The sequence below is a fragment of the Streptomyces endocoffeicus genome, from assembly GCF_016741935.1.
GTDB classification, from domain to species: Bacteria; Actinomycetota; Actinomycetes; order Streptomycetales; family Streptomycetaceae; genus Streptomyces; species Streptomyces endocoffeicus.
In genome coordinates, this window is sequence record NZ_JAERRG010000006.1 from 373,989 (window position 1) to 396,606 (window position 22,618).

23 protein-coding genes are annotated in these 22,618 nt (G+C 72.0%); 6 read left to right on the forward strand and 17 right to left on the reverse strand.

The features are described 5' to 3' along the window. The first annotated feature begins 14 nt into the window (after positions 1-14). Positions 15-689: a 4-carboxy-4-hydroxy-2-oxoadipate aldolase/oxaloacetate decarboxylase gene (locus tag JK364_RS18295; RefSeq protein WP_201852162.1), complete on the forward strand. Its 675-nt coding sequence runs from the start codon at positions 15-17 to the stop codon at positions 687-689. 22 nt (positions 690-711) lie between these two features. Here JK364_RS18295 and JK364_RS18300 read toward each other — a convergent pair whose 3' ends face one another. The 4 genes from JK364_RS18300 to JK364_RS18315 all read right to left on the reverse strand — a co-directional run bounded on the left by JK364_RS18300 (position 712) and on the right by JK364_RS18315 (position 4,424). Continuing rightward, positions 712-999: a YiaA/YiaB family inner membrane protein gene (locus tag JK364_RS18300; protein ID WP_201852163.1), complete on the reverse strand. Its 288-nt coding sequence runs from the start codon at positions 997-999 to the stop codon at positions 712-714. A 77-nt stretch (positions 1,000-1,076) separates the two neighbouring features. Further along, positions 1,077-1,667, reverse strand: coding sequence for a TetR/AcrR family transcriptional regulator (locus JK364_RS18305; RefSeq protein ID WP_307841320.1), 591 nt, complete (start codon positions 1,665-1,667; stop codon positions 1,077-1,079). Positions 1,668-1,907: 240 nt separating this feature from the next. Continuing rightward, positions 1,908-2,645, reverse strand: a complete 738-nt coding sequence (locus JK364_RS18310; protein ID WP_201852165.1) for a MerR family transcriptional regulator — start codon at positions 2,643-2,645, stop codon at positions 1,908-1,910. Between the two features lie 33 nt (positions 2,646-2,678). After that, complete coding sequence (locus JK364_RS18315) at positions 2,679-4,424, reverse strand: right-handed parallel beta-helix repeat-containing protein (protein ID WP_201852166.1); 1,746 nt, start codon at positions 4,422-4,424, stop codon at positions 2,679-2,681. Between the two features lie 166 nt (positions 4,425-4,590). Between JK364_RS18315 and JK364_RS18320 the strand changes: the two genes are divergently transcribed. Beyond that, positions 4,591-5,601 carry a methyltransferase gene (locus JK364_RS18320; RefSeq protein WP_201852167.1) on the forward strand — a complete coding sequence of 337 codons (1,011 nt, stop codon included), beginning with the start codon at positions 4,591-4,593 and terminating at the stop codon, positions 5,599-5,601. A gap of 206 nt (positions 5,602-5,807) precedes the next feature. On the opposite strand, the gene JK364_RS18325 is transcribed toward JK364_RS18320, so the two are convergent. The 4 genes from JK364_RS18325 to JK364_RS18340 all read right to left on the reverse strand — a co-directional run bounded on the left by JK364_RS18325 (position 5,808) and on the right by JK364_RS18340 (position 9,855). Further along, positions 5,808-6,626, reverse strand: coding sequence for a class I SAM-dependent methyltransferase (locus JK364_RS18325; RefSeq protein WP_201852168.1), 819 nt, complete (start codon positions 6,624-6,626; stop codon positions 5,808-5,810). A 168-nt stretch (positions 6,627-6,794) separates the two neighbouring features. Next, positions 6,795-8,006: a globin domain-containing protein gene (locus JK364_RS18330; RefSeq protein ID WP_201852249.1), complete on the reverse strand. Its 1,212-nt coding sequence runs from the start codon at positions 8,004-8,006 to the stop codon at positions 6,795-6,797. A gap of 122 nt (positions 8,007-8,128) precedes the next feature. After that, a complete protein-coding gene (locus tag JK364_RS18335; protein WP_201852169.1) occupies positions 8,129-8,578 on the reverse strand; it encodes an RrF2 family transcriptional regulator in 450 nt (149 codons plus the stop codon). Positions 8,579-8,706: 128 nt separating this feature from the next. Beyond that, positions 8,707-9,855, reverse strand: a complete 1,149-nt coding sequence (locus JK364_RS18340) for an AI-2E family transporter (protein WP_230992105.1) — start codon at positions 9,853-9,855, stop codon at positions 8,707-8,709. 280 nt (positions 9,856-10,135) lie between these two features. On the opposite strand from JK364_RS18340, the gene JK364_RS18345 reads away from it, so the two are divergent. Next, positions 10,136-11,356 (forward strand): cysteine desulfurase-like protein, encoded by a 1,221-nt coding sequence (locus JK364_RS18345; RefSeq protein ID WP_201852170.1) that lies wholly within the window; start codon positions 10,136-10,138, stop codon positions 11,354-11,356. A 25-nt stretch (positions 11,357-11,381) separates the two neighbouring features. On the opposite strand, the gene JK364_RS18350 is transcribed toward JK364_RS18345, so the two are convergent. Genes JK364_RS18350 through JK364_RS18360 form a run of 3 tightly spaced genes read right to left on the reverse strand, consistent with a single transcriptional unit; the run spans position 11,382 to position 13,609 of the window. Next, the gene (locus tag JK364_RS18350) at positions 11,382-11,951 is read right to left on the reverse strand and encodes a TetR/AcrR family transcriptional regulator (RefSeq protein WP_201852171.1); all 570 of its coding nucleotides are present in this window, start codon (positions 11,949-11,951) and stop codon (positions 11,382-11,384) included. A gap of 58 nt (positions 11,952-12,009) precedes the next feature. Beyond that, on the reverse strand, positions 12,010-13,413 hold the full coding sequence (locus JK364_RS18355) for an amidase (RefSeq protein WP_201852172.1): 1,404 nt from the start codon (positions 13,411-13,413) through the stop codon (positions 12,010-12,012). Further along, positions 13,400-13,609, reverse strand: a complete 210-nt coding sequence (locus tag JK364_RS18360) for a hypothetical protein (protein WP_201852173.1) — start codon at positions 13,607-13,609, stop codon at positions 13,400-13,402. Before JK364_RS18360 ends, JK364_RS18355 begins: the two co-directional genes overlap by 14 nt. Before the next feature lie 112 nt (positions 13,610-13,721). Here JK364_RS18360 and JK364_RS18365 point away from each other — a divergent pair, with 112 nt between their 5' ends. Together JK364_RS18365 and JK364_RS18370 are read left to right on the forward strand one after the other, a co-directional pair. Continuing rightward, on the forward strand, positions 13,722-14,627 hold the full coding sequence (locus JK364_RS18365; protein ID WP_201852174.1) for an MBL fold metallo-hydrolase: 906 nt from the start codon (positions 13,722-13,724) through the stop codon (positions 14,625-14,627). A gap of 132 nt (positions 14,628-14,759) precedes the next feature. Beyond that, positions 14,760-15,941: an acyltransferase family protein gene (locus tag JK364_RS18370; protein ID WP_307841324.1), complete on the forward strand. Its 1,182-nt coding sequence runs from the start codon at positions 14,760-14,762 to the stop codon at positions 15,939-15,941. Positions 15,942-15,964: 23 nt separating this feature from the next. On the opposite strand, the gene JK364_RS18375 is transcribed toward JK364_RS18370, so the two are convergent. From JK364_RS18375 to JK364_RS18385, 3 genes are all read right to left on the reverse strand, one after another. After that, positions 15,965-17,065 (reverse strand): winged helix DNA-binding domain-containing protein, encoded by a 1,101-nt coding sequence (locus JK364_RS18375; RefSeq protein ID WP_201852176.1) that lies wholly within the window; start codon positions 17,063-17,065, stop codon positions 15,965-15,967. Then, a complete protein-coding gene (locus tag JK364_RS18380) occupies positions 17,062-18,102 on the reverse strand; it encodes an aldo/keto reductase (RefSeq protein ID WP_201852177.1) in 1,041 nt (346 codons plus the stop codon). Before JK364_RS18380 ends, JK364_RS18375 begins: the two co-directional genes overlap by 4 nt. Positions 18,103-18,199: 97 nt before the next feature. Then, positions 18,200-18,778: a DinB family protein gene (locus JK364_RS18385; RefSeq protein WP_201852178.1), complete on the reverse strand. Its 579-nt coding sequence runs from the start codon at positions 18,776-18,778 to the stop codon at positions 18,200-18,202. Between the two features lie 101 nt (positions 18,779-18,879). Between JK364_RS18385 and JK364_RS18390 the strand changes: the two genes are divergently transcribed. After that, a complete protein-coding gene (locus tag JK364_RS18390) occupies positions 18,880-19,908 on the forward strand; it encodes a helix-turn-helix transcriptional regulator (protein WP_201852179.1) in 1,029 nt (342 codons plus the stop codon). A 24-nt stretch (positions 19,909-19,932) separates the two neighbouring features. Here JK364_RS18390 and JK364_RS18395 read toward each other — a convergent pair whose 3' ends face one another. From JK364_RS18395 to otnI, 3 genes are all read right to left on the reverse strand, one after another. Continuing rightward, on the reverse strand, positions 19,933-20,688 hold the full coding sequence (locus tag JK364_RS18395) for a FadR/GntR family transcriptional regulator (protein ID WP_201852180.1): 756 nt from the start codon (positions 20,686-20,688) through the stop codon (positions 19,933-19,935). 92 nt (positions 20,689-20,780) lie between these two features. Continuing rightward, complete coding sequence (gene denD / locus JK364_RS18400; protein ID WP_201852181.1) at positions 20,781-21,797, reverse strand: D-erythronate dehydrogenase; 1,017 nt, start codon at positions 21,795-21,797, stop codon at positions 20,781-20,783. Further along, positions 21,794-22,585: a 2-oxo-tetronate isomerase gene (otnI, locus tag JK364_RS18405; RefSeq protein ID WP_201852182.1), complete on the reverse strand. Its 792-nt coding sequence runs from the start codon at positions 22,583-22,585 to the stop codon at positions 21,794-21,796. Before otnI ends, denD begins: the two co-directional genes overlap by 4 nt. Between the last annotated feature and the right edge of the window lie 33 nt (positions 22,586-22,618).

A 22,618-nucleotide genomic window follows, 5' to 3' on the forward strand; every position in this document is an offset into this window, starting at 1 on the left:
CCTGAAGGAGCCACATGCTGCGCGTCACCACCCGGTTCGACCGGCCCGACTCCGCCCTGGTCGACCAGCTGAGCGGGTACTCCGCCGCCACCGTCCACGAGGCGCAGGGCCGCCTCGGGGCCCTGGACTCCACCATCAAGCCGATCGATCCCGCCATGTCGGTCTGCGGCCCCGCCTTCACCGTGCGCTGCGCGCCACGGGACAACATCATGCTCCAGGTGGCCATCGCCCACGCCCGCCCCGGCGATGTCATCGTGGTCTCCGCGGGCCAGTACGCCGAGGCGGGCTCCTTCGGCGATGTGCTGGCCAACGCGTGTGTGGCCAAGGGCCTCGGCGGCCTCGTCACCGACACCGGCGTCCGCGACACACAGGAGCTGCGGAAGCTGGGCTTCCCGGTGTTCTCGTACGGCGTCAGCATGAAGGGCACGGTCAAGGAGACCGTCGGCCCGATGGCCGAACCCGTCCTGATCGGCGGCGAGATCGTCCGCCCGGGAGATGTGGTGCGCGCGGACGCCGATGGCGTCGTCGTGGTGCGCCGCGAGGACCTGAAGGATGTCATAGCCAGGTCCCGGGCGCGCGTGGAGGCGGAAGACGCGTACATCGCCGCCTACCGCGCGGGGAAGAGCGTGATCGAGGTCAGCCGGCTGGCGGCGGTGCTGGAGGCCAAGGGGCTCGTCATCGACGAGTAGTGCCGGGTGGCGCGCGGCAGGTCTACAGCTTCTCGAAGGGATCATGGTTCGCGAGCAGTTTGTCCACCCGCGCCTGATCGACCCGGCTGACGATCTGCCCGGCCTCCTGCCGGTCCCGGATCACCTTGGCCAGGGTGAAGGCGGAGGTCACCAGGTAGAGCACGGAGATGGCGAGGAAGCCGCGCACCCAGGCGTCGGCGCTCAGCCGGAAGATGCCGATGGCGGTGGCGGCCATGGCGACGGCGAAGGAGGCGATCGCCTGACCGTAGAACGCGGCCGTGCTCTGCTGCTTGACCGGTGTCTCACTCATGCGGACAAGAATGGGCGGATGCGGTCGGCTCCGCATCCGTCCGGATACTCAGGTACGTACTCAGAAATCGGGCGCCGTCAGTGGGGTTGGCGCAGCCCCGCGATGAGGAGTGCGACCAGCCGGCGTGCGTCATAGCCGGGGTCGTGCTCGGCGCCGATGCAGAGGTTCCCGACGCCGCGCATGAGCTCGTACGCCTTCAGGCCGGGCCGGATCTCCCCGGCGTCGGCCGCCGCGTCGAGCAGCTGGGTGCACACGGGCAGGAGGCGGTCGATGAAGTACGAGTGCAGCGTGTCGAAGCCCGCGTTGTCGGACCGCAGCACGGCGGCGAGGCCGTGCTTGGTGACCAGGAAGTCGACAAAGAGATTGATCCACTGGCCCAGTGCGGCATGCGGTGTCGCGCTGCTCGCCAGCAGGGCCGGACCGGCCTCGGCGCAGGCCTCGACCTGGTGCCGGTAGACGGCGATGATCAGGTCCGCCCGGGTCGGGAAGTGGCGGTAGATCGTGCCCACCCCGACACCGGCCTTGGCCGCGATGTCGCGCACCGGCGCCTCGGCGCCCGAGGCGACGAACACCGAGGCCGCCGCGTCGAGCAGGGTCTCCTGATTGCGCCGGGCGTCCGCCCGCTTGGACCGGGCCGAGGGCCCCGCGCCCTTGTCGCCTTCGCTCACCGCGCCGCTCCCTCCACTGCCGGGCTTGCCAGGCGGAACGACGTTCCGTATCGTTACCGGAGCCAGGTTCCGTTTGCCCATGATGCCAGAGCGGGGGCCCGGCAGCCAAACCGCGCATTGCCGCAGTGGAGGGGCACGGTCATGCGGTACCGCACCTTGGGCCGCACCGGTGTGCAGGCCAGCTCCCTCGCGCTCGGCGCGCATGAGAAGCACGACACTCCGCCCGCGCTGCTCGACCTGTCACCGCGGCGCCGCTGACCGGGCGGTCAGCAGCTCGATCACCCGGCGCACCACCTCGGCCTGGGCCGGCGAGTAGTCCTCCAGCAGCGCCTGCTCGAAGCCGGTCGCCGTCGGGCCGCCGTCCGGGATGGCCGCCAGCACCTCGTCCGGTACGGCGGCGGACAGCTCATCGGCCAGCGGCCCGATCCGGGGGTCGTCCGCCGTGGCTCCCTCCAGTTCGTCCAGCCGTTCGTACAGCGGGAGCACGGCGCGGTCCTCGGCCAGCGGCCGCAGCGCCGCGTACACCGCGTCCCCGCCGATGATCCCCTCGAGCAGCATCAGGTGCTCGCGGTCCTTGGCGGCGGTCGGCGAGGAGGTGGCGGGCGCCACCTTCAGGAGCTCGACGAGCGCCGGGGAGAGCGGCGCGTCCGGTGTGAGCGGGCCGTCCAGCAGCGCCGCCAGCACCTTGCGGCGCTGCTGGATCTCGTGCTCCTGACGGGCGAGATCGGTGTCCAGCTCGCCCAGCACCTCGGCCAGCTCACGCCCGGCGTCATCCGCGAGGACGTCCCGCACCTCGTCCAGGGCGAGCCCGAGCTCGGTCAGCCGCCGGATCCGGGCCAGCAGAACGGCGTCCCGGAGGGTGTAGAACCGGTATCCGTTGGCGCGCCGCTGGGGCTCGGGCAGCAGACCGATGTGGTGGTAGTGCCGCACGGTCCGGGAGGTGACCCCGACCAGCGCGGCGATTTCTCCGATGCGCATATGGCCAGTAGAAACCCTGCCGCTGCGACAAGGTCAAGCGCGTCCGGCCGGCGGTCCCTCGACGGCGCCGATATCGGGGCGGCCGCGGTAGAGCGGGGCGCCACGGTAGTCACGGCCGCCGTTGTCCGGGATGACGGTGCCGTTGCCGATCAGCGGTGAGCCCGGCCGGGGAGCGAAGCCCAGCGCGGTGCCCAGCCGCGGTCCGCTGCCGGCCGTGCCGTACGGCCCGGACACCTCGGGGTTCACCAGCAGCGGGTCGCCCGTGCGCGCGGTGGGGTCGGTGGCGGGAACGGGCAGCGGGGCACCGCCGTAGAAGTTGTTGGCGTAAGCGATGGTCGGGCTGGTGGTCAGGCTCGCGCCGGCGACCGCCGAGGAGAAGGCGTTGTCGTGCAGGTCGTAGCGCGCGTTCAGGGAGGAGCCGTAGCCGTAGACCACATACCGGCTCGCCGGGTTGTGCACCGTGTTGTTGTAGACCTCGGCCGAAGCGGCACGGTCGGAGTGCAGATAGAGCGGATACCGGGAATTCCCGCTGAGGATGTTGTACCGCACCACGACATCGCCGAAGGAGAACTGGCACAGCAGAATGCCATCGCCGTTGTCGTGTACGAAGTTGTACTGGATCCGCACCCGCGTGGTGCCCTTGTCGGCGTCGATGCCGTTGGAGTCGGCGCCCCCGGCCTTCTGCTCCGTCCGGTACACCTCATTGCGCTGGATCACCACATCGTCCGCGTAGTACGCCTCGATGCCGGAAGTCCCCGCCTGGTCCACCACATTGTGGTCGACCCGAGCGCCGCGCACATTGGTCAGATACATCGCGTTGCAGCCGTAGCGCGTCCCGCCCTGGGAGATGAAGTTGTTCCGGATCGTGATGTCCGTATGCGGGGTGAAGACGGTGTCATCGGGTGAGGTCCGGGTGCCCCAGCCGGTCGGCACCGCCACGGGGGCGCCGTTCGCGTCCTTCGCGTCGCCGGTGTACTGCTTGACGACGATGCCCGCGAACGAGGTGTCGCGCACCGTGGAGTTCCGCACCTGGATGTCGTGGAGCACGGTCGCGGCGGACGGCGGTGCGGTGAGATCGGGGACGGTCGTGTCGAACACGATGCCCCCGGTGCGCTTCGACCGGTCCCATCCGGTCTTGAAGCGAACCCCCGGGGCGTTGCCGGAGACGTCCCCGCCGATCCAGTTGACCTCACCGGTCACATCATGGACGTCGACACCGTCGATGACGAAGTGGTCCAGCCGCCGCGCGTTGTCGCCCGAGACATGGATACCGCGCAGATCCCGCAGGTTCCCGCCCGGGGTCCCGGTCGCGGGCGCCTCGTTGCTGACGTCCAGACCGCGGATCTCCCAGTACTCCTGGTTGAACAGCCGCACCGCGTCATCGACGGTGCCCTCCCCGCGGATGCGCGGCTTGGGCCCCGTGCCATAGCCGCCGATGACGATCGGACGGTTCCTCTCGCCCGAGCCCTTCGGCCACAGTTGGCCCTTCCAGGAGCCACCGGCCTTCAGCAGGATCCGGTCCCCGGCCCGGAAGGTGGTCCGGCCGACGCGGTCGAGGCTGCGCCAGGCCCCGGCGGCGCTGGTGCCCGGGGCTCCGTCGTCCCCGGAGCGGGAGTCGACGTAGTAGGTGGTGCCCTTGGCCGCCGGGGCGGTCCGCGTGGTCGGTGCGGTGTCTGCGGCGGCGGGGTGCGCGACCAGTGTGGCCGCGCCGAGGGCGGCGGCCGCGAGAAGGCCGAGCGGCCGTCGGCTGCGTCTGACGGAGCGTCGTCCAGGTGTCATTCGTCGAATAGAAAGCGCTGTCATGCGAGGTGTCAAGAGTCCCTCGCTCCCGTCGCGGTCGTCCGGCGGCGACCCGTGTAGGGGGCAACGGGACGGTAGCGTAAGGAGGTCCGAATACGGTCGGGTGCGGCGAGAGCGCAGATCCGGGAACAGTTGAGGGAGCCTTATGCGGCACGAGATCAGCCCCGAGCCCATTCTTGCGGTCGGGCTCGGCTTCATGGCGTCGAAGGCGCTGCTCACCGCGGTGGAACTGGATCTCTTCTCCCGGCTCGCCGACGGTCCCCGCACCGGCGCGGACCTGGCCGAGACGCTCGGACTGCACCCGCGCGGTGCCGCCGACTTCCTGGACGCGCTGGTGGCCCTCGGATTCCTGGAGCGGTCCGAGGGCGTGTACCGCAACAGCCCGTCCGCCGACACCTTTCTCGACCGTAGGAAGGCCACCTATGCGGGCGGCATCCTGGAGATGGCCAACAGCCGGCTGTATCCCTTCTGGGGGTCGCTCACCGAGGCGCTGCACACGGGGAAACCGCAGAACGAGCACAAGCACGGCGGCGACGTGTTCGACGCCATCTACCACGACCAGGAGGGCCTCGAGCGATTCCTGCACGGAATGACCGGGCTCAGCATGGGCAAGGCGATGGTGATAGCCGAGCGGTTTCCCTGGGCCGACTACCGGACGGTGCTGGACGTCGGGGGAGCGGTGGGCTGCGTCCCGGTGGCGGTGGCCCAGCGCCACCCCCATATGAGCGGCGGTGTCTTCGAGCTGCCCCGGGTGCGGCCGGTCTTCGAGAAGTACGTGGCGTCCTTCGGCCTGGAGGACCGGCTCACCTTCCACGGCGGCGACTTCTTCACCGATGACCTGCCCGGCGCCGATGTGATCGTGCTGGGCCAGATCCTGCACGGCTGGGGCCTGGAGGAGAAGCGGCTGCTGCTGAAGAAGGCGTACGACGCGCTGCCGGACGGGGGAGCGGTCCTCATCTACGACGCCATCATCGACGACGACCGCAAGGAGAACACCTTCGGTCTGCTGGCCAGTCTGAACATGCTCATCGAGACCCGGTCCGGCTTCGAGTACACGGCCGCCGACGGGCGGGTCTGGCTGGCGGAGACGGGGTTCAGCGGCAGCCGGATCGAACCGCTGACGGACGGTTACTCCATGCTGGTGGGCATCAAATAGCCACCCGGCCGCTCGGCCCGGCGCCGGGACCAACCCGGCGCCGGGCCGGAGCCGCTGAGCGCTCCGCGGGAAGTGCCGCGATAGGTCGTCGGCCGACCGCGGCGCCGTCGTGGCTGGTCGCGCCCGCGCGGCGGAGCCGCACATCGACACAGCCCCGCACCCCTTCGGGGCGCTGCCCGAACCGTAGCGGGCTTCCTCCGACCTGCTTAGAAGCGGTAGCGCAGAATCCGGCCCACGTCCCGGAAGCCGGGCAGACGCGCCATCACCCGCATGCTCATCCGGCCGGAGGCCGGCATCTTCTCCACCCCCGGCATGTCCACACTGCGCACCGCGTCGAGGCAGGTCAGCCCCGGGTGCCAGGTCTCGACCTCATGCGGGTCGTCCAGGCCCCAGTGGAGGGTGGCGCCCGCGTTGCGCACCGCGGGGACCATCTTCTGGAGCCGGATGCCCAGCGGCCCGTAGACGTCGAAGAGCAGCTGGCCGCTGGGGAACCGCTCGGTGATCCGCTGGATCAGCCGCTTGCCCTCCTCCTTGCGCAGATACATCGTCAGCCCCTCGGCGACGACCACGGTGGGCCGGTCGTCCGGCACCGCGCGCAGCCATGCCTCATCGGTCACCGAGGCGCCGACCATCTCGTAGTTCCCCGACGGCTCGGGAAGCAGCCGCCGCCGCAGATCGATCACCTCGGGGTAGTCGACATCGAGCCAGCGCACCGACGACGGCGGGTCGAGGCGCTGCACCCGGGTGTCCAGACCGCATGCGAGATGGAGCACGGTCGCCTTCTGATGCTCGGCCAGGAACTCCATGGCCCAGTCGTCGAGCTGTTTCGCCCGCAGGGCGATGCCGACCGCCGTCGTTTCCGTCATCCCCGTTTTGCCGAAGTCGTAGGCCACGCGCTCCACGGCCTCCCGGGCCGCGTGGTCGTGCAGGACGGAGTCCGGTGCACGGCTGTCCACCGCCCTGCCGTAGAGCGTGGCGAGCAAGGTCTCCTGAGCGCCGCTGAGAGTGATCTTTTCGCGATCCATGGTTCCTCGTCGATGTGGGGGTACCGGACGGACCATTCCGTACGGTTGCGCATGGAATGGGCAGAACCCGTGTCCGTACGGTCCCACGTTCCCCCCGGCAAAAGCGACCGGCCTCTGGGCCATTCGAGTTCATCCGGCCACCATCGGGCGGACGGGCGCCGGTGCGCGTCAGCGGCCCTCGCCGTCGTCCCGCGTCAGCCACAGATCGGGGCCGAAGACCTCGTAGTGGATCGCGGACGGGCGCACACCCCGCTCCAGCAGCTGGGTCCGCACCGACCGCATGAAGGGCATCGGCCCGCACAGATACGCCTGGACGCCGTCCGGGATCTCGATGCCGGACAGGTCGACGTGGCCGGTGCGCTCGGCCGGCCAGTCGCCCTCGGGCCGCTCGTACCACGTGTGGGCGGTGCCCCGGGCCAGCTTGGTGACCAGCCGCTCCTGGTCGGCGCGCAGGGCGTGGTCGGCGGGGGAGCGGTCGGCGTGGACGGCGATGACCGGGGCCTGATGTCCGCCTGCCGTCAGCTCCTCCAGCATGGCCACCATCGGGGTGCAGCCGATCCCGGCGGAGGCGAGCAGCAGGGGTGTGTCCGTGCCGTCGAGCACGACGTCGCCGTAGGGCGCGGAGACGGCGAGCTCGTCGCCCTCGTGGACATGGTCGTGGAGGTGGCCGGCGACCTCACCGGCCGGGCCCTCGCCCGCGTCCTCGCGCTTGACCGAGAAGGAGCGCACGGTGGTGCCGGGGCCGCTGGTCAGGCTGTACTGGCGGATCTGCCGTGCCCCGTCGGCCAGTTCCACCCGCACCGAGACGTACTGGCCCGCCGTGAACGCCGGGGCGGGACGGCCGTCCGCGGGCCGGATCCGGAAGGTGACCACATCCGCCGTCTCCCGGACCCGCTCGACCACCTCCCACTGCCGCCAGGTCCCGCCGGCGAGCACGCCCTGCGCCGCGTACAGCCGCCGCTCGATCTCGATCAGGGCGTTGGCCATCAGCCAGTAGACCTCGTCCCAGGCGGCGGTCACCTCCTCGGTGGCCGCGTCGCCGAGCACCTCCGCGATGGCGGCGGACAGATGACGGTGCACCACGGGATACTGCGCGGCGCTCACCCCGAGCGACGCGTGCTTGTGGGCGATCCGGCTCAGCAGGGCGTCGGGGCGGGTGCCCGGCCGCTCCACCAGGGCGGTGGCGAACGCGGCGATCGCGCCCGCGAGGGCCTGCCGTTGGGTGCCCGCGGCCTGGTTGGCCCGGTTGAACAGATTCCGCAGCAGTTCGGGGTGGGCCTCGAAGAGCTTCCGGTAGAACAGCTCGGTGATGGTGCCGATGGCCTCACCGACGGCGGGAAGCGTGGCGCGGACGGTCTCGGCGGACTTCTGGGAGAGCATGAGCGGGCCTAACTGGTATCTCAGATTCGTATTCAACGGCATGAGTGAACCGGACATGGTGACCTCCGTGTCGGCACGGCTCGGCGGGACGGGATCCGGGCTCCGCAACCCGGACGGCGGCCTCATGGAGACAGCCCGGGTGCGCGCCCGACCAGCCCCAGCAGCACCGGACCGGTCGGGGACGCCACCAGGTCGTCGACCGTGAGGGGATCGAGCGAGGCGAGGAACGCCTCCTGCGCCCGGCGCAGCGCCATCCGCAGCCGGCAGCCCTGCCGCAGCGGGCACGGCACGTCCCCCTCGCAGTCGACGACATCGCCGACCCCCTCGAGCTCCCGGACCAGCTGGCCGACCGAGGCGGTGCGACCGGTCGCGGTGAGCGTCAGCCCGCCGCCCCGTCCGCGCCGCGTCTCGATCAGGCCCAAGTGCTGCAGCCGGGCCGCCACCTTGGCCAGGTGGCTGTAGGGCACCTGCATCTCCCCGGCGACCTGCCGGGCGGTGCAGGGCTCGGCGCCGGTGACCGCCAGCCGCATGATCGTGCGGAGCGCCAGATCCGTTGACTTCGTCAGCCGCATGGCGGCAGATTGCGTTAATGCGAATCTTAGATGCAATTTATAGGGGCATGTTCCGGCCGCAGGCGTACGGGTGTTCCCGCCGCTGAAGCGATGCCGCTTGCGCACGGGTGTCCCGGCCACGGCGCCGGTCAGGCTTCGCCCGGCGGCCGCCCGCGCAGCGCCCGCGTCACCGACCAGGCGACGGACACCATGGGCACGGCCACCACCGCCCCGACCACCCCCGCCACGATGGTCCCGGCGATGACCGAAATCGCCACCACCACCGGATGGAGCCGCACCGCCCAGCTCATCACCAGCGGATGCAGGACATGGCCCTCGAACTGACCGACCGCCACGATCAGCAACAGCACCACGGCCGCGATGGCCGGACCCCGCCCGGCCAGGGCCACCACCGTCGCCACCGCCAGCGCGATCGGCGAACCGATCAGCGGGACGAACGTCGCGAAGAAGACCAGCAGCGTCAGCGGCAGGGCCAGCGGCACCCGCAGCAGGAACAGGGCGATGCCGACCAGCGTCGCGTTGGAGGCGGCCACGACGATGATGCCCCGGGTGTACCCGGCGAAGGTGGTCCACGCCGCCCGCGCCGCCCGGTCCCACGGGGACCGGGCGCGCTCGGGGAGCTGGCCCCGGAACCACTGCCACATCCGGTCGCCGGAATGGACGAAGAAGATCGAACAGAACAGGGCCAGGAACAGCGCCGTGCCCGCCTCCACGACCCGCCCCGCACTGCTGAGCGCCCTGCTGATCAGAGCCGCGCGATGCTGTGACACAAAGGCGGTGATCTTGTCGTGGGCCCCCGACAGCGCACCGTGCCGCACATGGAACGGCGGCCCCTCCAGCCACCGCTCGATCCGCCCGATCCCGCCGCGCAGCTCACCCACCAGCCGGCCCGCCTCCGCGGCCGCCGCGGTCCCCACCAGCGCCAGCAGCCCCAACACCGCGAACAGCGTGCCGAACACCGCCAGCGCCACCGCCAGCGGCCTGGGGCACACCCGCGCCAGCAGATCGGCCAGCGGGCGCAGCAAGGCGGTCGCCACCAGCGCCAGGAACACCGCGATCGCGACGAGCTCGAACCGCCCCAGCACCGTGAACGCCAGATAGACGGCCACCCCGATGACCATCAGACGCCATGCGTACGCGGCGGCCAGCCGCAGCCCGGGATGGACCCGTCCGTTCTTGTCCCCCGCCCGGCGCACCGCCGCCGTCAGGGCCGCGGAGCCGGAACGGCGGGCCCGCGCCACCGCCCGCGAGGCCCGCCCCGCCGATCCGCCGGTCATGCCACGCCGAGGGCGTACGCCCCGCCCTCCCGGTCGCTCGCGCGGGGGAGGAGAGTCGCTGCTCACGTCGGCGCCACCGCCTTCTGCGTCCGGTCCTGCGCGGCGGAAGAGGATGGTGATTCATCCTCATACGCACAGATTCAATCAGGGTGGCCGTCCGGGCGCCGGACACCTCTCCCCGGCGCGGCGGCCCGTCCTCGCCCCCTGCCGTTCCGCACCCGCGCCCGCCTAAGATCGCCCTGGTCACCCGCTCGCCAAGGCACTCTGCAAGGAGCCGCTCGTGACATACGACATCACCGCCATCCGCGCACAGTTCCCCGCGCTGAAGGCCGGGTCGGCCCACTTCGACGGCCCGGGAGGCACCCAGACCCCGCTCCCCGTCATCGAGGCCGTCTCCGACGCGCTGGCCAACCCCCTGGCCAACCGCGGCCACCTCACCGCGGGGGAGCGCAACGCCGAGGCCCTGGTCCGGTCGGCCCGGCAGGCCATGGCCGATCTGCTCGGCGCCGACCCGGCCGGGATCGTCTTCGGGCGCAGCGCCACCGCCCTCATCTACGACTTCTCCCGCACCCTCGCCAAGACCTGGTCACCGGGCGACGAGGTGGTGGTGTCCCGGCTGGACCACGACTCCAACATCCGCCCCTGGGTCCAGGCCGCCGAGGCCGCCGGGGCCACCGTGCGCTGGGCCGACTTCGACCCCGCCACCGGCGAGCTGACGCCCGATGACATCAGTGCCCAGCTCGGCGACCGCACCCGGCTGGTGGCGGTCACCGCCGCCTCGAACCTGATCGGCACCCGCCCGGACATCCCGGAGATCTCCCGGCGGGTGCACGCGGCCGGGGCGCTGCTCCACGTCGACGGCGTGCACTACGCCGCCCACGCCCATGTCGACATCCGGCGGCTCGGAGCGGACTTCTTCGTCTGCTCCCCCTACAAGTTCCTCGGCCCCCACCTCGGGGTGCTGGCAGGCGGCCCCGAGCTCCTGGAGACCCTGACCCCGGACAAGCTGCTCCCCTCGACGAACGCCGTCCCCGAGCGCTTCGAATTCGGCACCCTGCCCTATGAATTCCTCGCCGGGACCCGTGCCGCCGTCGACTTCCTCGCCACCCTCGACCCCGGCGCCGAAGGCAGCCGCAGGGAGCGGCTGGCGTCGTCGTTCGCGGCCCTCGAAGAGCATGAGGCCACGCTGCGCGGGCGCGTCGACGAGGGGCTGGCCGCCCTCGACCCGCTCACCATCCACTCCCGGGCCGCGGACCGCACCCCGACCGTGCTGCTGACCATCGACGGCCGTGACACCACCGACGCCTACCGCTACCTCGCAGGCCGTGGCGTCGACGCCCCCTCCGGTTCGTTCTACGCGGTGGAGGCATCCCGCAGGCTGGGCCTGGGCGACACCGGGGGACTGCGCATCGGCCTGGCCCCCTACACCAGCACCGAGGACGTGGACCGGCTGCTGGAGGCGCTCTCGGACTTCCTGCGCACTCCGGCCCCGCGCGGCTGACTCGCCCGGCGCTCATCGGCCGGTCTCACCTCTCGGCGGCGCTCCCTTCGAGGAGCCCCGCCACGAGTCCGCGGGCATGCGCGGCGTCCAGCCCGGCGGGGCGGAAGAGGATGCGGTACATCAGAGGCGCCACGACGTGGTCGACGACCGACTCGACGCCGGGGGTGCCCTCCCCGCGTTCGGCCGCGCGGGCCAGGATGACATCGACCTGGTCGGCGGCGTAGGCCGAGCACTGGCCGGCGTTGCTGCCGTCCGGGTCGCCGAGCAGGGCGTCGCGGATGTAGGCACGTCCGGCCGGGGAGGCCATCTCGTCGAGGAACTGCTCGGCCCAGGCCGTCAGATCGGACTCCAGACCGCCGTGGTCCTGGGGCGTGGTCTCGGGCCGCAGGCGCTCGACCGCCACGTCCGACAGCAGTTGGGTGAGGTCTCCCCAGCGGCGGTAGATCGTGGAGGGGGTGACGCCCGCGCGCTGGGCGATCAGCGGCACCGTCAGAGCGTCGCGGCCCACCTCCGCCTCGAGCTCGCGCACGGCGGTGTGCACCGATGCCTGGACCCGGGCGCTGCGCCCCCCGGGGCGCACCATCTGCCTGCTCATTCATCCCACCTTAAAGCAAATCCGTTGCTTCTGGGGAGGTGGTGCGCCCCGGGGCTCCTCAGTGGACGCGTCGGGCCGCGGGCGCCGGCTCGCGGGCGGGCCGCGTCCGCTCGTAGGCGTGACCGACCCGCAGGAGCACGCGCTCCCCGAGCGGACGCCCGAGCAGCTGCATGCCGATCGGCAGGCCCGCCGTGTCGTGGCCGACCGGGACGGACAGCGACGGCACCCCGGTGAGGTTGGCGGGGGCCGAGAGGCGCACATAGGCGTCGGAGACGGCTTCGACGGTGCCGTCCGGCCAGGTGATCGTCTCCTGGCCGGACGGCACCGCGGTCGCCGGGACCGTCGGGGCGGCGATCACATCGACGTCCTCCAGCATGCGCGCCCACTCGCGCCGCATCAGCGTCCGGGAGCGCTGGGCGCGCAGATAGTCCCCGGCGGGCATCAGCTCGCCCGCCTCCAGCAGGATGCGCACATCCGCCTGGTACAGCTCCGGTGCCGCGCGCAGGGTGCGCTCGTGGTAGGCGGTGGCCTCCGGCACCATCAGGCCCCACTGAGTGGCCTGGATATAGCGGGTCATGGGGATCTCGACCTCGACGAGGCGGGCGCCGAGGGCCTCCAGCCGGTCGACGGCCCGCCGGACCACGGCCTCCACCTCCGCGTCGACGTGCTCGAAGTAGTAGTTGCGCGGCACGCCGACGCGCAGTCCCGTCAGATCCTCGGCCGCGCCCGGCCGATAGTCCTGGGCAGGGACGGCCAGGGAGGCGGGGTCGCGGGGGTCGTGCCCGGCCAGGACCGCCAGGACCAGGGCCTGGTCCTCGACGGTGCGGGTGAGGGGGCCGACGTGGTCCAGCGACCACGACAGGGAGGTGACGCCGTGGCGGGGGACGAGGCCGTACGTCGGCTTGAGTCCGACGACCCCGTTGAGCGCGGCGGGGACGCGGATGGATCCGCCGGTGTCGGTGCCCAGAGCGAAGGCCGCGGTGCCCGCGGCGACGGCCACGGCGGATCCGCCGCTGGAGCCGCCCGCGACCCGGCCGGAGTCCCAGGCGTTGCGGGTCTGCGGAGTGGTCAGCCCGTAGGCGAACTCATGGGTGTGGGTCTTGCCGACCAGGACCGCGCCGGACGCGCTCAGGCGGGCGGCGACCGTGCTGTCCGCCTGGGCGCGGTGGTCGGCGCGGACCCGGGAGCTCGCGGTGGTGGCCACACCCGCGACGTCGATCAGGTCCTTCAGGCCCATCGGGATGCCGTGCAGCGGGCCGCGGAGGCGGCCGGCCGCGGCGTCGTCCGCGGCCTCGCGCGCCGTCCGGCGCGCCTGCTCCGCCGTCACCGTGGCGTAGGCGTTCAGCCGCGGTTCCAGCCGCTCGACGCGGTCCAGGACGGAGTCCACCAGCTCGACGGGGGACAGCCGCCCGGTCCGGATCGCGTCGGCGGCCGCGGTGAGGGACAGCTCATACGGCCGCATCGTGCCGCTCCTCTCCGGCGCGGTAGGCGGGGGCGGGCGGGGTGTCGCCGAAGTCCAGCTCGCGCAGGACGGCGACGACGGCGTGGATGTGGTTGGCGGTGGCCGCCGCGGCGGCGTGGCGCTCGGCCGGCAGCGGGAGCCCGGCGCGTGCGGCCCAGTGGGCCGCCTCCGGAGGGGTGAGTTCTGCGGCGGACAAGGCGTCTCCCTCGACGAGATCCCATGGGGATAAAAGCTAACTGTTTGCGTTAGTCGACTGTAGGGCCTACCGTGCCTTAAGGCAAACAGATTGCGTTTGGAGAGAGCAGGCCATGCACACACCCCAGGCCATCGGCATCCCCTTCTGGACCGTGGGCGACATCGCCGTCCACCGCATCGACGAGGTGCTCCTGCCGCCGCGGACCGGGCCGTGGCTGCTGCCCGACGCCACCGCGGACGTGGTCTCGCGACAGGACTGGCTGCGCCCCGACTTCGCCGACCAGGACGGCACCCTGCGCATCGCGAGCCACAGCTTCGCCTTCGAGGTGGGCGGGGCGCGGGTCCTGGTCGACACCGGCATCGGCAACGGCAAGACGCGGGCCAACCCGGCCTGGCACGGTCTGCGGACCGACTACCTGGAGCGCCTGGCCGCCGCCGGGTTCCCCCGGGAATCCATCGACCTGGTGATCCTCACCCATCTGCACACCGATCACGTCGGCTGGAACACCCATGAGGTGGACGGTGCGTGGGTGCCCACCTTTCCGCACGCGCGCTACCTCACCTCCCGCACCGAGCGGGAGTTCTGGGCGACCTACGACATGGACGAGCCGCGCACCCAGATGTTCCTCGACTCCGTGATCCCGGTCGAGGACGCGGGACGGCTCGACCTGGTCGACGTCCCGGACGAGGGCACCGAGGTCATCCCCGGACTGCGGCTGATCCCCACCCCCGGGCACACCCCCGGCCATATCGCCCTCCAGCTCGACAGCCGCGACGAGCGGGCGCTGATCACGGGCGACTGCGTCCACCACCCCGTCCAGCTCGCCCACCCCGCCATCGGCTCGTGTGTCGACATCGCCCCCGAGCAGTCCGAGGCCACCCGCCGCAAGCTGTTCGGCGCCCTCGCCGACACGGGCACCCTTCTGCTGGGCACCCACTTCCCGCCGCCCACCGCCGGTCATGTGATCACCCACGAGAACGCCTACCGGCTCTCGCCCGTGCTCCCGGGCGCGCGCTGACGCGCCCCTCCGCGGGTGGTGGTGTTCGCCTGGATGTTCCCGTAGTGGCGGTATTGGGGCCGGGGCGGTGCGACGGGCAGGCTCGTGGGTGCTGTGGCTGTTCCGTATGGGAAGGGGTCTCCCTTGGCCGGTGTGTTGCCGCGTGGCGATCGGCTGCCGTCGTTGACGGGGCTTCGCTTTCTGCTGGCCGGTGTGGTGTTGGCGGGCCATGTGCTGACGCTGGGCAGATTCTTCGAGGACCAGGGGGTCTATGAGGCCGCCGACGCCTCGTCCATGGCGAGCGCGGCGGCGGTCTCCTCGTTCTTCCTGCTCAGCGGTTTCGTACTGGCGTGGAACGCCTCTCCGGCCGACACCGCGGTCCGGTTCTGGCGCCGCCGGCTGGTGAAGATCTTCCCCAACCATGTGGTGACCTGGTCACTGATGCTGGGCCTGCTCATGGCGACGGGCACCGCCGCGTTGCTCCCGGTGCCGGACCCGGGGCTGGGGGAGGCGGTCCGGAATCTGCTGCTGGTGCACGCCTGGGTGCCGGACATGGCCGACTTCAGCAGTGTCAATCCGGTGACCTGGTCCATCTCCTGCGAGGCGTTCTTCTACCTCCTCTTCCCGCTGCTGATCCGGCCGGTGCGCGCGCTCCCGGAGCGGCTGCTCTGGCCGGTGATCGCCCTGGTGGCGGGGCTGGTGGTGACGATGCCGCTGGTGGCGATGGCCGTCACCGACGAGGCGGCGCCCGGGGGTTGGTCGCCGCTCTCGACGGAGCGCTGGTGGCTGATCTACTTCTTCCCGCCGGTGCGGCTGCTGGAGTTCATCCTCGGACTGGTGCTCGCGCGGGCGGTCCAGCTCGGCCGCTGGCCGACGCTGCGTCCGCGGTGGCCGCTGCTCGCCCTGGCGGGAGTCTTCGCGGCGCGGACGGAACTGCCCGAGGAGTACCTGTGGGGAGCCGCGACCTGTCTGCCGATGGCCGCCCTCATCCCGGCCATCGCCACCCGCGATATCGAAGGGCGGCAGAGCCTGCTCGGGCGCCGTGGCCCGGTGCTGCTGGGCGAGGCGTCCTTCGCGCTGTACATGGTCCACTTCCCGCTGCTGTACGAGATCCGGGTGCTGCTGGACCGGCGGACGTTCGACACGGTGACCGCCGCACTGTTGTCCGTGGTGGTGTCGGCGTTCTGCGTGGCGGTGTCGCTGCTGCTGTGGCGCGGCGTCGAGGTGCCGATGATGCGCCACTTCGCCCGCCCCCGTGGCCGTCCCGTACCGACCGCCGGCCCCGCGTCCGGCGACCGGACCACACCGCTGCGCCAGCAGGACCCCGCGCCCTGACTCAGGCGGCCCGTTGGCGTCGCTCAGCCTGACGACGTGGCGACGCGCACGCGGTGGCTCTCGCCGTCGGAGAGGAACGACGCCAGTTCCCGGCCCTCCTCGCCGACGGCGGCGCGGTCGGCCGAGGAGAGGCGGCCCAGCGGGGTGACGACCACGGTGGCGGCGTCGACCCTCCAGGTCGCGGCGACACGGCCGTCCACCAGCACCACGCGCTCCCCGGCCACCGAAAGGCCGCGGTGGGCGTCGTCGATGATCCGGCCGCGGTCGTGGAAACCGAGGATCGCGTTGTCGAACGCGGGCAGGAACCGCACCGGCGCCGGTGTGTCGGGGTCGGGACGTGGCGCGCCGGGGAGGTCGAACAGCTCCCGGCCGCGTTCATCGCGGAAGGTGACCAGTTCCTCCCGTAGCGCGGCCACCGCGGCCGGGAGCCCGGCGAGGCCGCACCAGGCGCGCAGATCGGCCGAGGCCGCGGGGCCGAAGGCGGCCAGATAGCGCCGTACCAGCGCCTGGCCGACCGGGTCGGAGCCGTCGGGGGCGGGCGCGTCCACCTGTCGGCCCAGCCAGGAGGAGAGCAGGACGTTGCGCACCCCTCCCCGGGAGCGCCACAGCCCGCGCGGCGGCGTCTGCGCCACCGGGACGAGGGCGGCGATCAGCATCTCGCCCAGTGCCCGCGGTGCCGGGGCGGGCCAGCGGTCGGAGAGCGTCCGCACCAGCTCGGCCATCGAGCGGGGCTCGCCGTCGGCCATCACCGCCCGGCCCGCGGCGGCGAGTTCGCCGAGATCTATCCCCTCCAGCTCGCGGCGGTAGGTCCCGAGCACCCGCTGGCGCAGCATGGCGTCGTGGCGGGCGCGCCAGGCCACGATGTCATCGGCGGTGAGGAGATGGACCGTGCGGCGCATGAGGTGGGTGCGCACCACGCTTCGCCCGGTCAGCAGGTCGGAGAGGGCGCCCGGGTCGAACGCGCGCAGCCGTGACCAGAGCCCGGTGAACGGCTCCTGCGGCTCTTGCGCCTGCATACCGCACAGGTGCGCGACGGCGTCGACGACCGGCACATCGGCACGGTCGAGCAGCAACTGCCGGGCGAGCGTCGCACGGCCCAGCGCCCGGTTGCCGAGAACGGTCATCGTGCCACCCCGGCGCGCTCGTCGGCCGGTCGCCGCCGTAGCGCCGGGCGTTGGACGGATGGCGGGGTATAGGACACATCGAGCGGGCCGATGTCGGTTCCGGGCGCCACGATCCGGTCGATCCGGTCGAGGACGTCGTCATCGAGGGCGACCGCGGCCCCGGCCAGGAGGTCCTCCAACTGCTCCATGGTGCGCGGCCCGATGATGGCCGAGGTGACGCCGGGGTGGGTGATGGCGAAGGCCATCGCCAGGTGGGTCAGCGACAGACCGGCCTCCTCGGCCAGCGGGATGAGCCGCTCCACGGCGTCGAGTTTGCGCTCGTCGGTCAGATGCCGGGGCACCCACTTCATCCGCGCGTTCCGCACCGTGGGCCCGCCCTTGCGGTAGCGGCCGGTGAGCAGGCCCATCGCCAGCGGACTCCACACCAGCACGCCCATGCCGTAGCGCCGGCAGACCGGCAGGACCTCCCGCTCGATGGCGCGGTTGAGGATGGAGTACGGGGGCTGCTCGGTGCGGAAGCGGTGCAATCCGCGCCGGTCGGCGACCCACTGCGCCTCGACGATCTCCGAGGCCGGGAGGTTGGAGGACCCGATGGCGCGCACCTTGCCGCTGCGCACCAGATCGGTCAGGGCGGAGAGCGTCTCCTCGATATCGGTGTGCGGGTCGGGATGGTGTACCTGATAGAGGTCGATGTGGTCGGTCCCCAGACGCCGCAGCGACTGCTCGACCTCGGCGATGATCCAGCGCCGGGAGCTGCCGCCTCGGTTGGGGCCGTCGCCCATCGTGCCGTTGACCTTGGTGGCCAGCACGATGTCGTCACGCCGCCCCTTCAGCGCCTTGCCCACAATGTCCTCGGACTCCCCGTGGGGTCCGTAGACATCGGCGGTGTCGACGAAGTTGATCCCCGAGTCCAGCGCCCGGTGGATGATCCGGACACAGTCGTCATGATCGGGGTTGCCCGCCCGGCCGAACATCATCGTGCCCAGGCAGTAGGGGCTGACCCGGATACCGGTCCGCCCCAGCTCACGCGTCTTCACAGTCGCGCCGTTCCCTTCGGTTCCGTGGCTCTCGGGTTCCGGAACCGTGCCGGTGACGGCCGTCACCGGCACGGTTCCGAGGAGATCCGGTCGGCGGTCAGCTTGATTTCTGTCCGTCGAGCGACTCGCGGATGATGTCCGCGTGCCCGGCGTGCTGGGCGGTCTCGGCGATGACGTGCATCAGCACCCGGCGCACGCTGTGCACCGCCCCCGGCTCGTTCCAGGGCGCATCCGGCAGCGGATGCGTCGCGGACAGATCGGGGATGGTGGTGATGATCTCCTCGCTCCGGGCGGCGACCTCCGCATAGCGCTGGAGGATCCCGGCCAGCGTCTCACCGGGCAGCAGCTGGAAGTTGTTCTGGTTGTCGATCGCCCACTGCGGGATCTCACGTGCGGTACCGGCCGCGAGGTCGGCCCAGGTGACACCGTCGGGCAGGTCGAAACGCAGTGCCGAAGGGCCTTCGAGTACGAAGCGCAGCCATCCCTCCTCGATGGCCGCGACGTGCTTGATCAGCCCGCCCAGGCACAGCGCGCTGGCCGTCGGACGCTCGCCGGCCTGTTCGTCGCCGAGCCCGCGCACCGTGGTGGTGAGGGCGGATCGCGCGGTGGCGAGCTCGGCGAGCAGATCGGCCCGCTCGCTGTCGAGCTCGGAGGAGGACATGGTGGTGGCGGTCACGGTGATCGGGTCCTTCTGGTCGTTCTGGTTGTTCTGACGGAGAGAACAGTCGCAGGGGAAGCGGACAGGTTGTGGCCGCTACCCGGAGCAGAATGGGAGTCATGCCGAAGACCTCAGCGCGACTGCTCTCCCTGCTCTCGCTGCTCCAGGCGCGCCGGGACTGGCCCGGGCAGCTGCTGGCCGAGCGGCTGGAGGTCAGCCCGCGCACCGTGCGCCGCGATGTCGACCGCCTGCGCGAGCTCGGCTACCCCATCGTGGCCGCCAAGGGCCCCGACGGGGGCTACCGGCTCGGCGCCGGTACGGAACTGCCACCGCTGCTGTTCGACGACGACCAGGCCGTGGCCCTCACCGTGGCGCTTCAGACCGCCACCGCCACCGGGGCGGGCATCGAGGAAGCGGCCGCGCGTGCGCTGAGCACCGTCCGGCAGGTGCTGCCCGCGCGGCTGCGCCATCGTATTGACGCCCTCCAGGTCACCGCCGTGGAAGCGGCCGGGACCCGGCCGAATCCGCAGGTCGACCCGCGGGTGCTCATGGGCCTCAGCGCGGCCGTCCGCGCCCGCGAGGTGCTGCGCTTCGACTACGCCCCCGTGTCCGCACCGGGCGCCCCCGACGACGCCCCCGCCGCCACTCCGCCGCGCCGGGCGGAGCCGCACCACCTCGTCACCCGGGGCGGGCGCTGGTATCTCGTCGCCTGGGACCTCGACCGCGAGGACTGGCGCACCTTCCGCGTCGACCGGATCACCCCGCGCACCCCGACGGGCCCCCGCTTCACCCCGCGCGATGTGCCCGGCGGGGATGTGGCCGCCTTCGTCGCGAGCAGGTTCCAGGGGTCCGACGGGCCCGGCGGCTGGCCCTGCCGTGGCGAGGTGATCCTCGACCTCCCCGCCGCCGATGTCTCCCCCTTCGCCCACGACGGAGTCGTGGAGGAACTCGGCCCGGACCGCTGCCGACTCGTCCTGGGCGCGTGGTCATGGCCCGGACTGGCCGCCACCATCGGCAGGTTCGACGCCGGCATCGAGGTCATCGGGCCGGCCGAACTCAAAGCCGCCTTCGCCCACCTGGCCCGCCGCTACACCGACGCGGCGGCGGGCGGACCCGCCGGGCCCACCACGCCGCCCCCGGGCCGCTGAGCGCCACGTGCCGCGCATCGTGTCTCAGGGCGCGGCGTCGAGATCCACCTCGAGGTTCTCGGTCTCGGTCCAGAACCCCTCGTCCGCGTCGTGCAGCCGGGACGCCGCGTGCCTCAGGTGGAGCAGCGCCGCGTCGCGGGCCGCCTCGGCGTCGCGGGCCTCGATGGCGGCCAGGATGGCGTGGTGCTCCTGCCGGACCGCTTCGAGGAAGTCGCCGCGGCGTGCCTCGTTCGCACGCGTGACGCGGATTCCGCCGCGCAGCACCTCTCCGAGGTAGCGCAGCGTGGAGAGCATCACCGCGTTCCCGGTCGATTCGGCGACGGAGCGGTGGAAGGCGAGATCCTCGTCCACGCCGTCGCCACCGGCCGCCACCGCCATGTCGATGGCCTCCAGGGCCTGACGCATCCGGGCGAGGTCGGCCGGGGTGGCCCGGGTGGCCGCGAGGTACGCCGCCTCGCCCTCGATGGGGCGGCGCACCTCCACGATCTGCCGCACCTTGGACTTGGTGTCCTCGGCGGTCTCGGCCTCCAGGTCCAGTGGCCGGGTGCGGCGCGGCATCACGAACACGCCGAGCCCCTGACGGGGTTCGACCAGGCCCGCGTTGCGCAGCCGGGACACTGCCTCGCGTACGACGGTCCGGCTGACGCCCAGCTGCTTGACCAGCTCCACTTCGGTCGGGAGCTTGTCGCCCTCGGCCAGCCGTCCGGACTCGATCTCTTCCGAGAGTATCGCCGCGACCCGATCCGCGAGCCGCACGGGACCGCTCACCTTGGAGAACATGGTCTTCAGTTTATCGGCACCGTCCCGGTCGCCCCGGCCGCTACGGGGTGTCCGCGGCGTGGCAGGGGCTCCGCAAGATCCGTCGGACATCCCTAAGGGTGCGCTCCGTCCACGACCGCGTCGGCGTGGTCTTCGGCGTAGGCGCGCACCACCGAGGCGAAGTCCGGGTCGGGGGCCAGCCCGAGCGCCGCGGCCCGTGCGTTGTCGAACTCGGCGGGCCACGAGCCGACGAGGGCCTCGACATCGGGGTCGGGCGCGATCGTCACCAGGCCGGCGACGGCGTCGCCGGCCACCTGCCGCAGCGTGTCCAGCATGTCGGCGACCGAGACCGTGAGCGCCGGAAGGTTGACCGGCACCCCGCCGTCGATCCGGCCCGGCCCGGCACCGCGCTCTGCCTCCGCGACGCGGAGGATGCCCTCGACGGTGCGCCGTGGCGAGGCCAGGGCCACCTTCAGCTCGGGGTGGACCGGGCAGGTGGCCGGGAGGCCCGCGAGCGGTTCGCGGATGATGCCGGACAGGAAGCCGGAGGCGGCCGCGTTCGGCTGGCCCGGCCGTACCGACACGGTCATCAGACGGGCGACGCGCCCGTCCAGGAAACCGCGGCGGGTGTAGTCCGCGATCAACTGCTCGCAGACGAGCTTCTGGATGCCGTAGCTCGACCTCGGGGTGGGCAGGGTGGACTCGCTGACGACCGGCGGCAGCGGTAGCGCGGGATCGGAACCGTAGACGGCGACACTGCTGGAGAACACCAGCCGCGGCGTCGGCCCGCCGGCCGCCGACTGGGCCCGCGCGGCCTCCAGCACCGCGCGTGTGGTGTCCACATTGGCGCTCATACCGAGGTCGAAGTCGGCCTCGCACTCGGCCGAGACCGCGGAGGCGAGATGGATCAGCACATCCACCGGCTCCGCGAACACCTCGTCCAGCCGGTCGGCCAGCTCGCCCTGGACGACGTCCACGAGGGGGTCGTCCGTCGCCGAACCGGGCGGCACCACGCGGTCGGCGAGCACCAGCCGGTCGATCGGCACACCGCGGAACGTCCGTGACGTGAGCAGTGCGGCGGCGACCCGCCGGCCCAGGAAGCCGAAGCCACCCGTGATGACGATCCTCATGCGTTGTCTCCTCGGTAGTCGGGTCGCCAGCCGAGCCCCTCACTCGTACCGGCGCGGGGGATGTACTCACAGCCGATCCACCCGTCGAAGCCCAGGTCGTCGATGACGCCGAACAGATGGCGGATGTTCAGCTCGCCCCGGTCGGGCTCATGGCGATCGGGTACGCCCGCGATCTGCAGATGGCCGACCCGGCCGGTCGGCAGGTCGCGGCGCAGGGTCGTGGTGAGGTCGCCCTCGACGATCTGGCAGTGGTAGAGGTCGAGTTGCACCTTGAGGTTCGGGGCCGCCACCTCCCGTACCACGGTGTGCGCTTCGGACTGCCGGTTCAGGAAGTAGCCGGGCATGTCGCGGCCGTTGATCGGCTCGATCAGGATGTCGACGCCCGCCGCGGCGGCCCGTTCCGCGGCCCAGGCGAGATTGGCCAGATAGGTGTCGCGGTGCTCGGCCGAATCGCCCGATCCCACCAGCCCGGCCATCACATGCACGCGCGGGCAGCCGAGCTCCGCCGCGTACTCCAGGGCCCGGCCGATGCCGGAGCGCGCCTCCGCCTCGCGTCCGGTCAGCGCCGCGATCCCGCGCTCGCCGGACTCCCAGGCGCCGGGAGGCGCGTTGAAGAGCACCTGCCGCAGACCGTGGTCATCGAGCCTGCGCCGCAGCTCGGTGGCGTCGTACGGGTAGGGGAAGAGGTACTCGACGGCCTCGAAGCCGTCCGCCGACGCCGCGGCGAAGCGGTCGAGGAAGTCGTGTTCGGTGTACATCATGGACAGGTTCGCGGCGAACCTCGGCATGCTGGCTCCTGCGTTCGGGCCGGGACGTCCCGG

What these genes read in the sequence shown, in the direction of transcription:
- JK364_RS18325 (WP_201852168.1), bottom strand. Translation starts at nt 6,626, where the DNA reads ATGGATCGCGAAAAGATCACTCTCAGCGGCGCTCAGGAGACCTTGCTC.
- JK364_RS18330 (WP_201852249.1), bottom strand. Translation starts at nt 8,006, where the DNA reads ATGCTCTCCCAGAAGTCCGCCGAGACCGTCCGCGCCACGCTTCCCGCC.
- JK364_RS18295 (WP_201852162.1), top strand. Translation starts at nt 15, where the DNA reads ATGCTGCGCGTCACCACCCGGTTCGACCGGCCCGACTCCGCCCTGGTC.
- JK364_RS18320 (WP_201852167.1), top strand. Translation starts at nt 4,591, where the DNA reads ATGCGGCACGAGATCAGCCCCGAGCCCATTCTTGCGGTCGGGCTCGGC.
- JK364_RS18340 (WP_230992105.1), bottom strand. Translation starts at nt 9,855, where the DNA reads ATGACCGGCGGATCGGCGGGGCGGGCCTCGCGGGCGGTGGCGCGGGCC.
- denD (WP_201852181.1), bottom strand. Translation starts at nt 21,797, where the DNA reads ATGAGGATCGTCATCACGGGTGGCTTCGGCTTCCTGGGCCGGCGGGTC.
- JK364_RS18365 (WP_201852174.1), top strand. Translation starts at nt 13,722, where the DNA reads ATGCACACACCCCAGGCCATCGGCATCCCCTTCTGGACCGTGGGCGAC.
- JK364_RS18300 (WP_201852163.1), bottom strand. Translation starts at nt 999, where the DNA reads ATGAGTGAGACACCGGTCAAGCAGCAGAGCACGGCCGCGTTCTACGGT.
- JK364_RS18335 (WP_201852169.1), bottom strand. Translation starts at nt 8,578, where the DNA reads ATGCGGCTGACGAAGTCAACGGATCTGGCGCTCCGCACGATCATGCGG.
- JK364_RS18395 (WP_201852180.1), bottom strand. Translation starts at nt 20,688, where the DNA reads ATGTTCTCCAAGGTGAGCGGTCCCGTGCGGCTCGCGGATCGGGTCGCG.
- JK364_RS18310 (WP_201852165.1), bottom strand. Translation starts at nt 2,645, where the DNA reads ATGCGCATCGGAGAAATCGCCGCGCTGGTCGGGGTCACCTCCCGGACC.
- JK364_RS18390 (WP_201852179.1), top strand. Translation starts at nt 18,880, where the DNA reads ATGCCGAAGACCTCAGCGCGACTGCTCTCCCTGCTCTCGCTGCTCCAG.
- JK364_RS18355 (WP_201852172.1), bottom strand. Translation starts at nt 13,413, where the DNA reads ATGCGGCCGTATGAGCTGTCCCTCACCGCGGCCGCCGACGCGATCCGG.
- otnI (WP_201852182.1), bottom strand. Translation starts at nt 22,585, where the DNA reads ATGCCGAGGTTCGCCGCGAACCTGTCCATGATGTACACCGAACACGAC.
- JK364_RS18375 (WP_201852176.1), bottom strand. Translation starts at nt 17,065, where the DNA reads ATGACCGTTCTCGGCAACCGGGCGCTGGGCCGTGCGACGCTCGCCCGG.
- JK364_RS18350 (WP_201852171.1), bottom strand. Translation starts at nt 11,951, where the DNA reads ATGAGCAGGCAGATGGTGCGCCCCGGGGGGCGCAGCGCCCGGGTCCAG.
- JK364_RS18315 (WP_201852166.1), bottom strand. Translation starts at nt 4,424, where the DNA reads ATGACACCTGGACGACGCTCCGTCAGACGCAGCCGACGGCCGCTCGGC.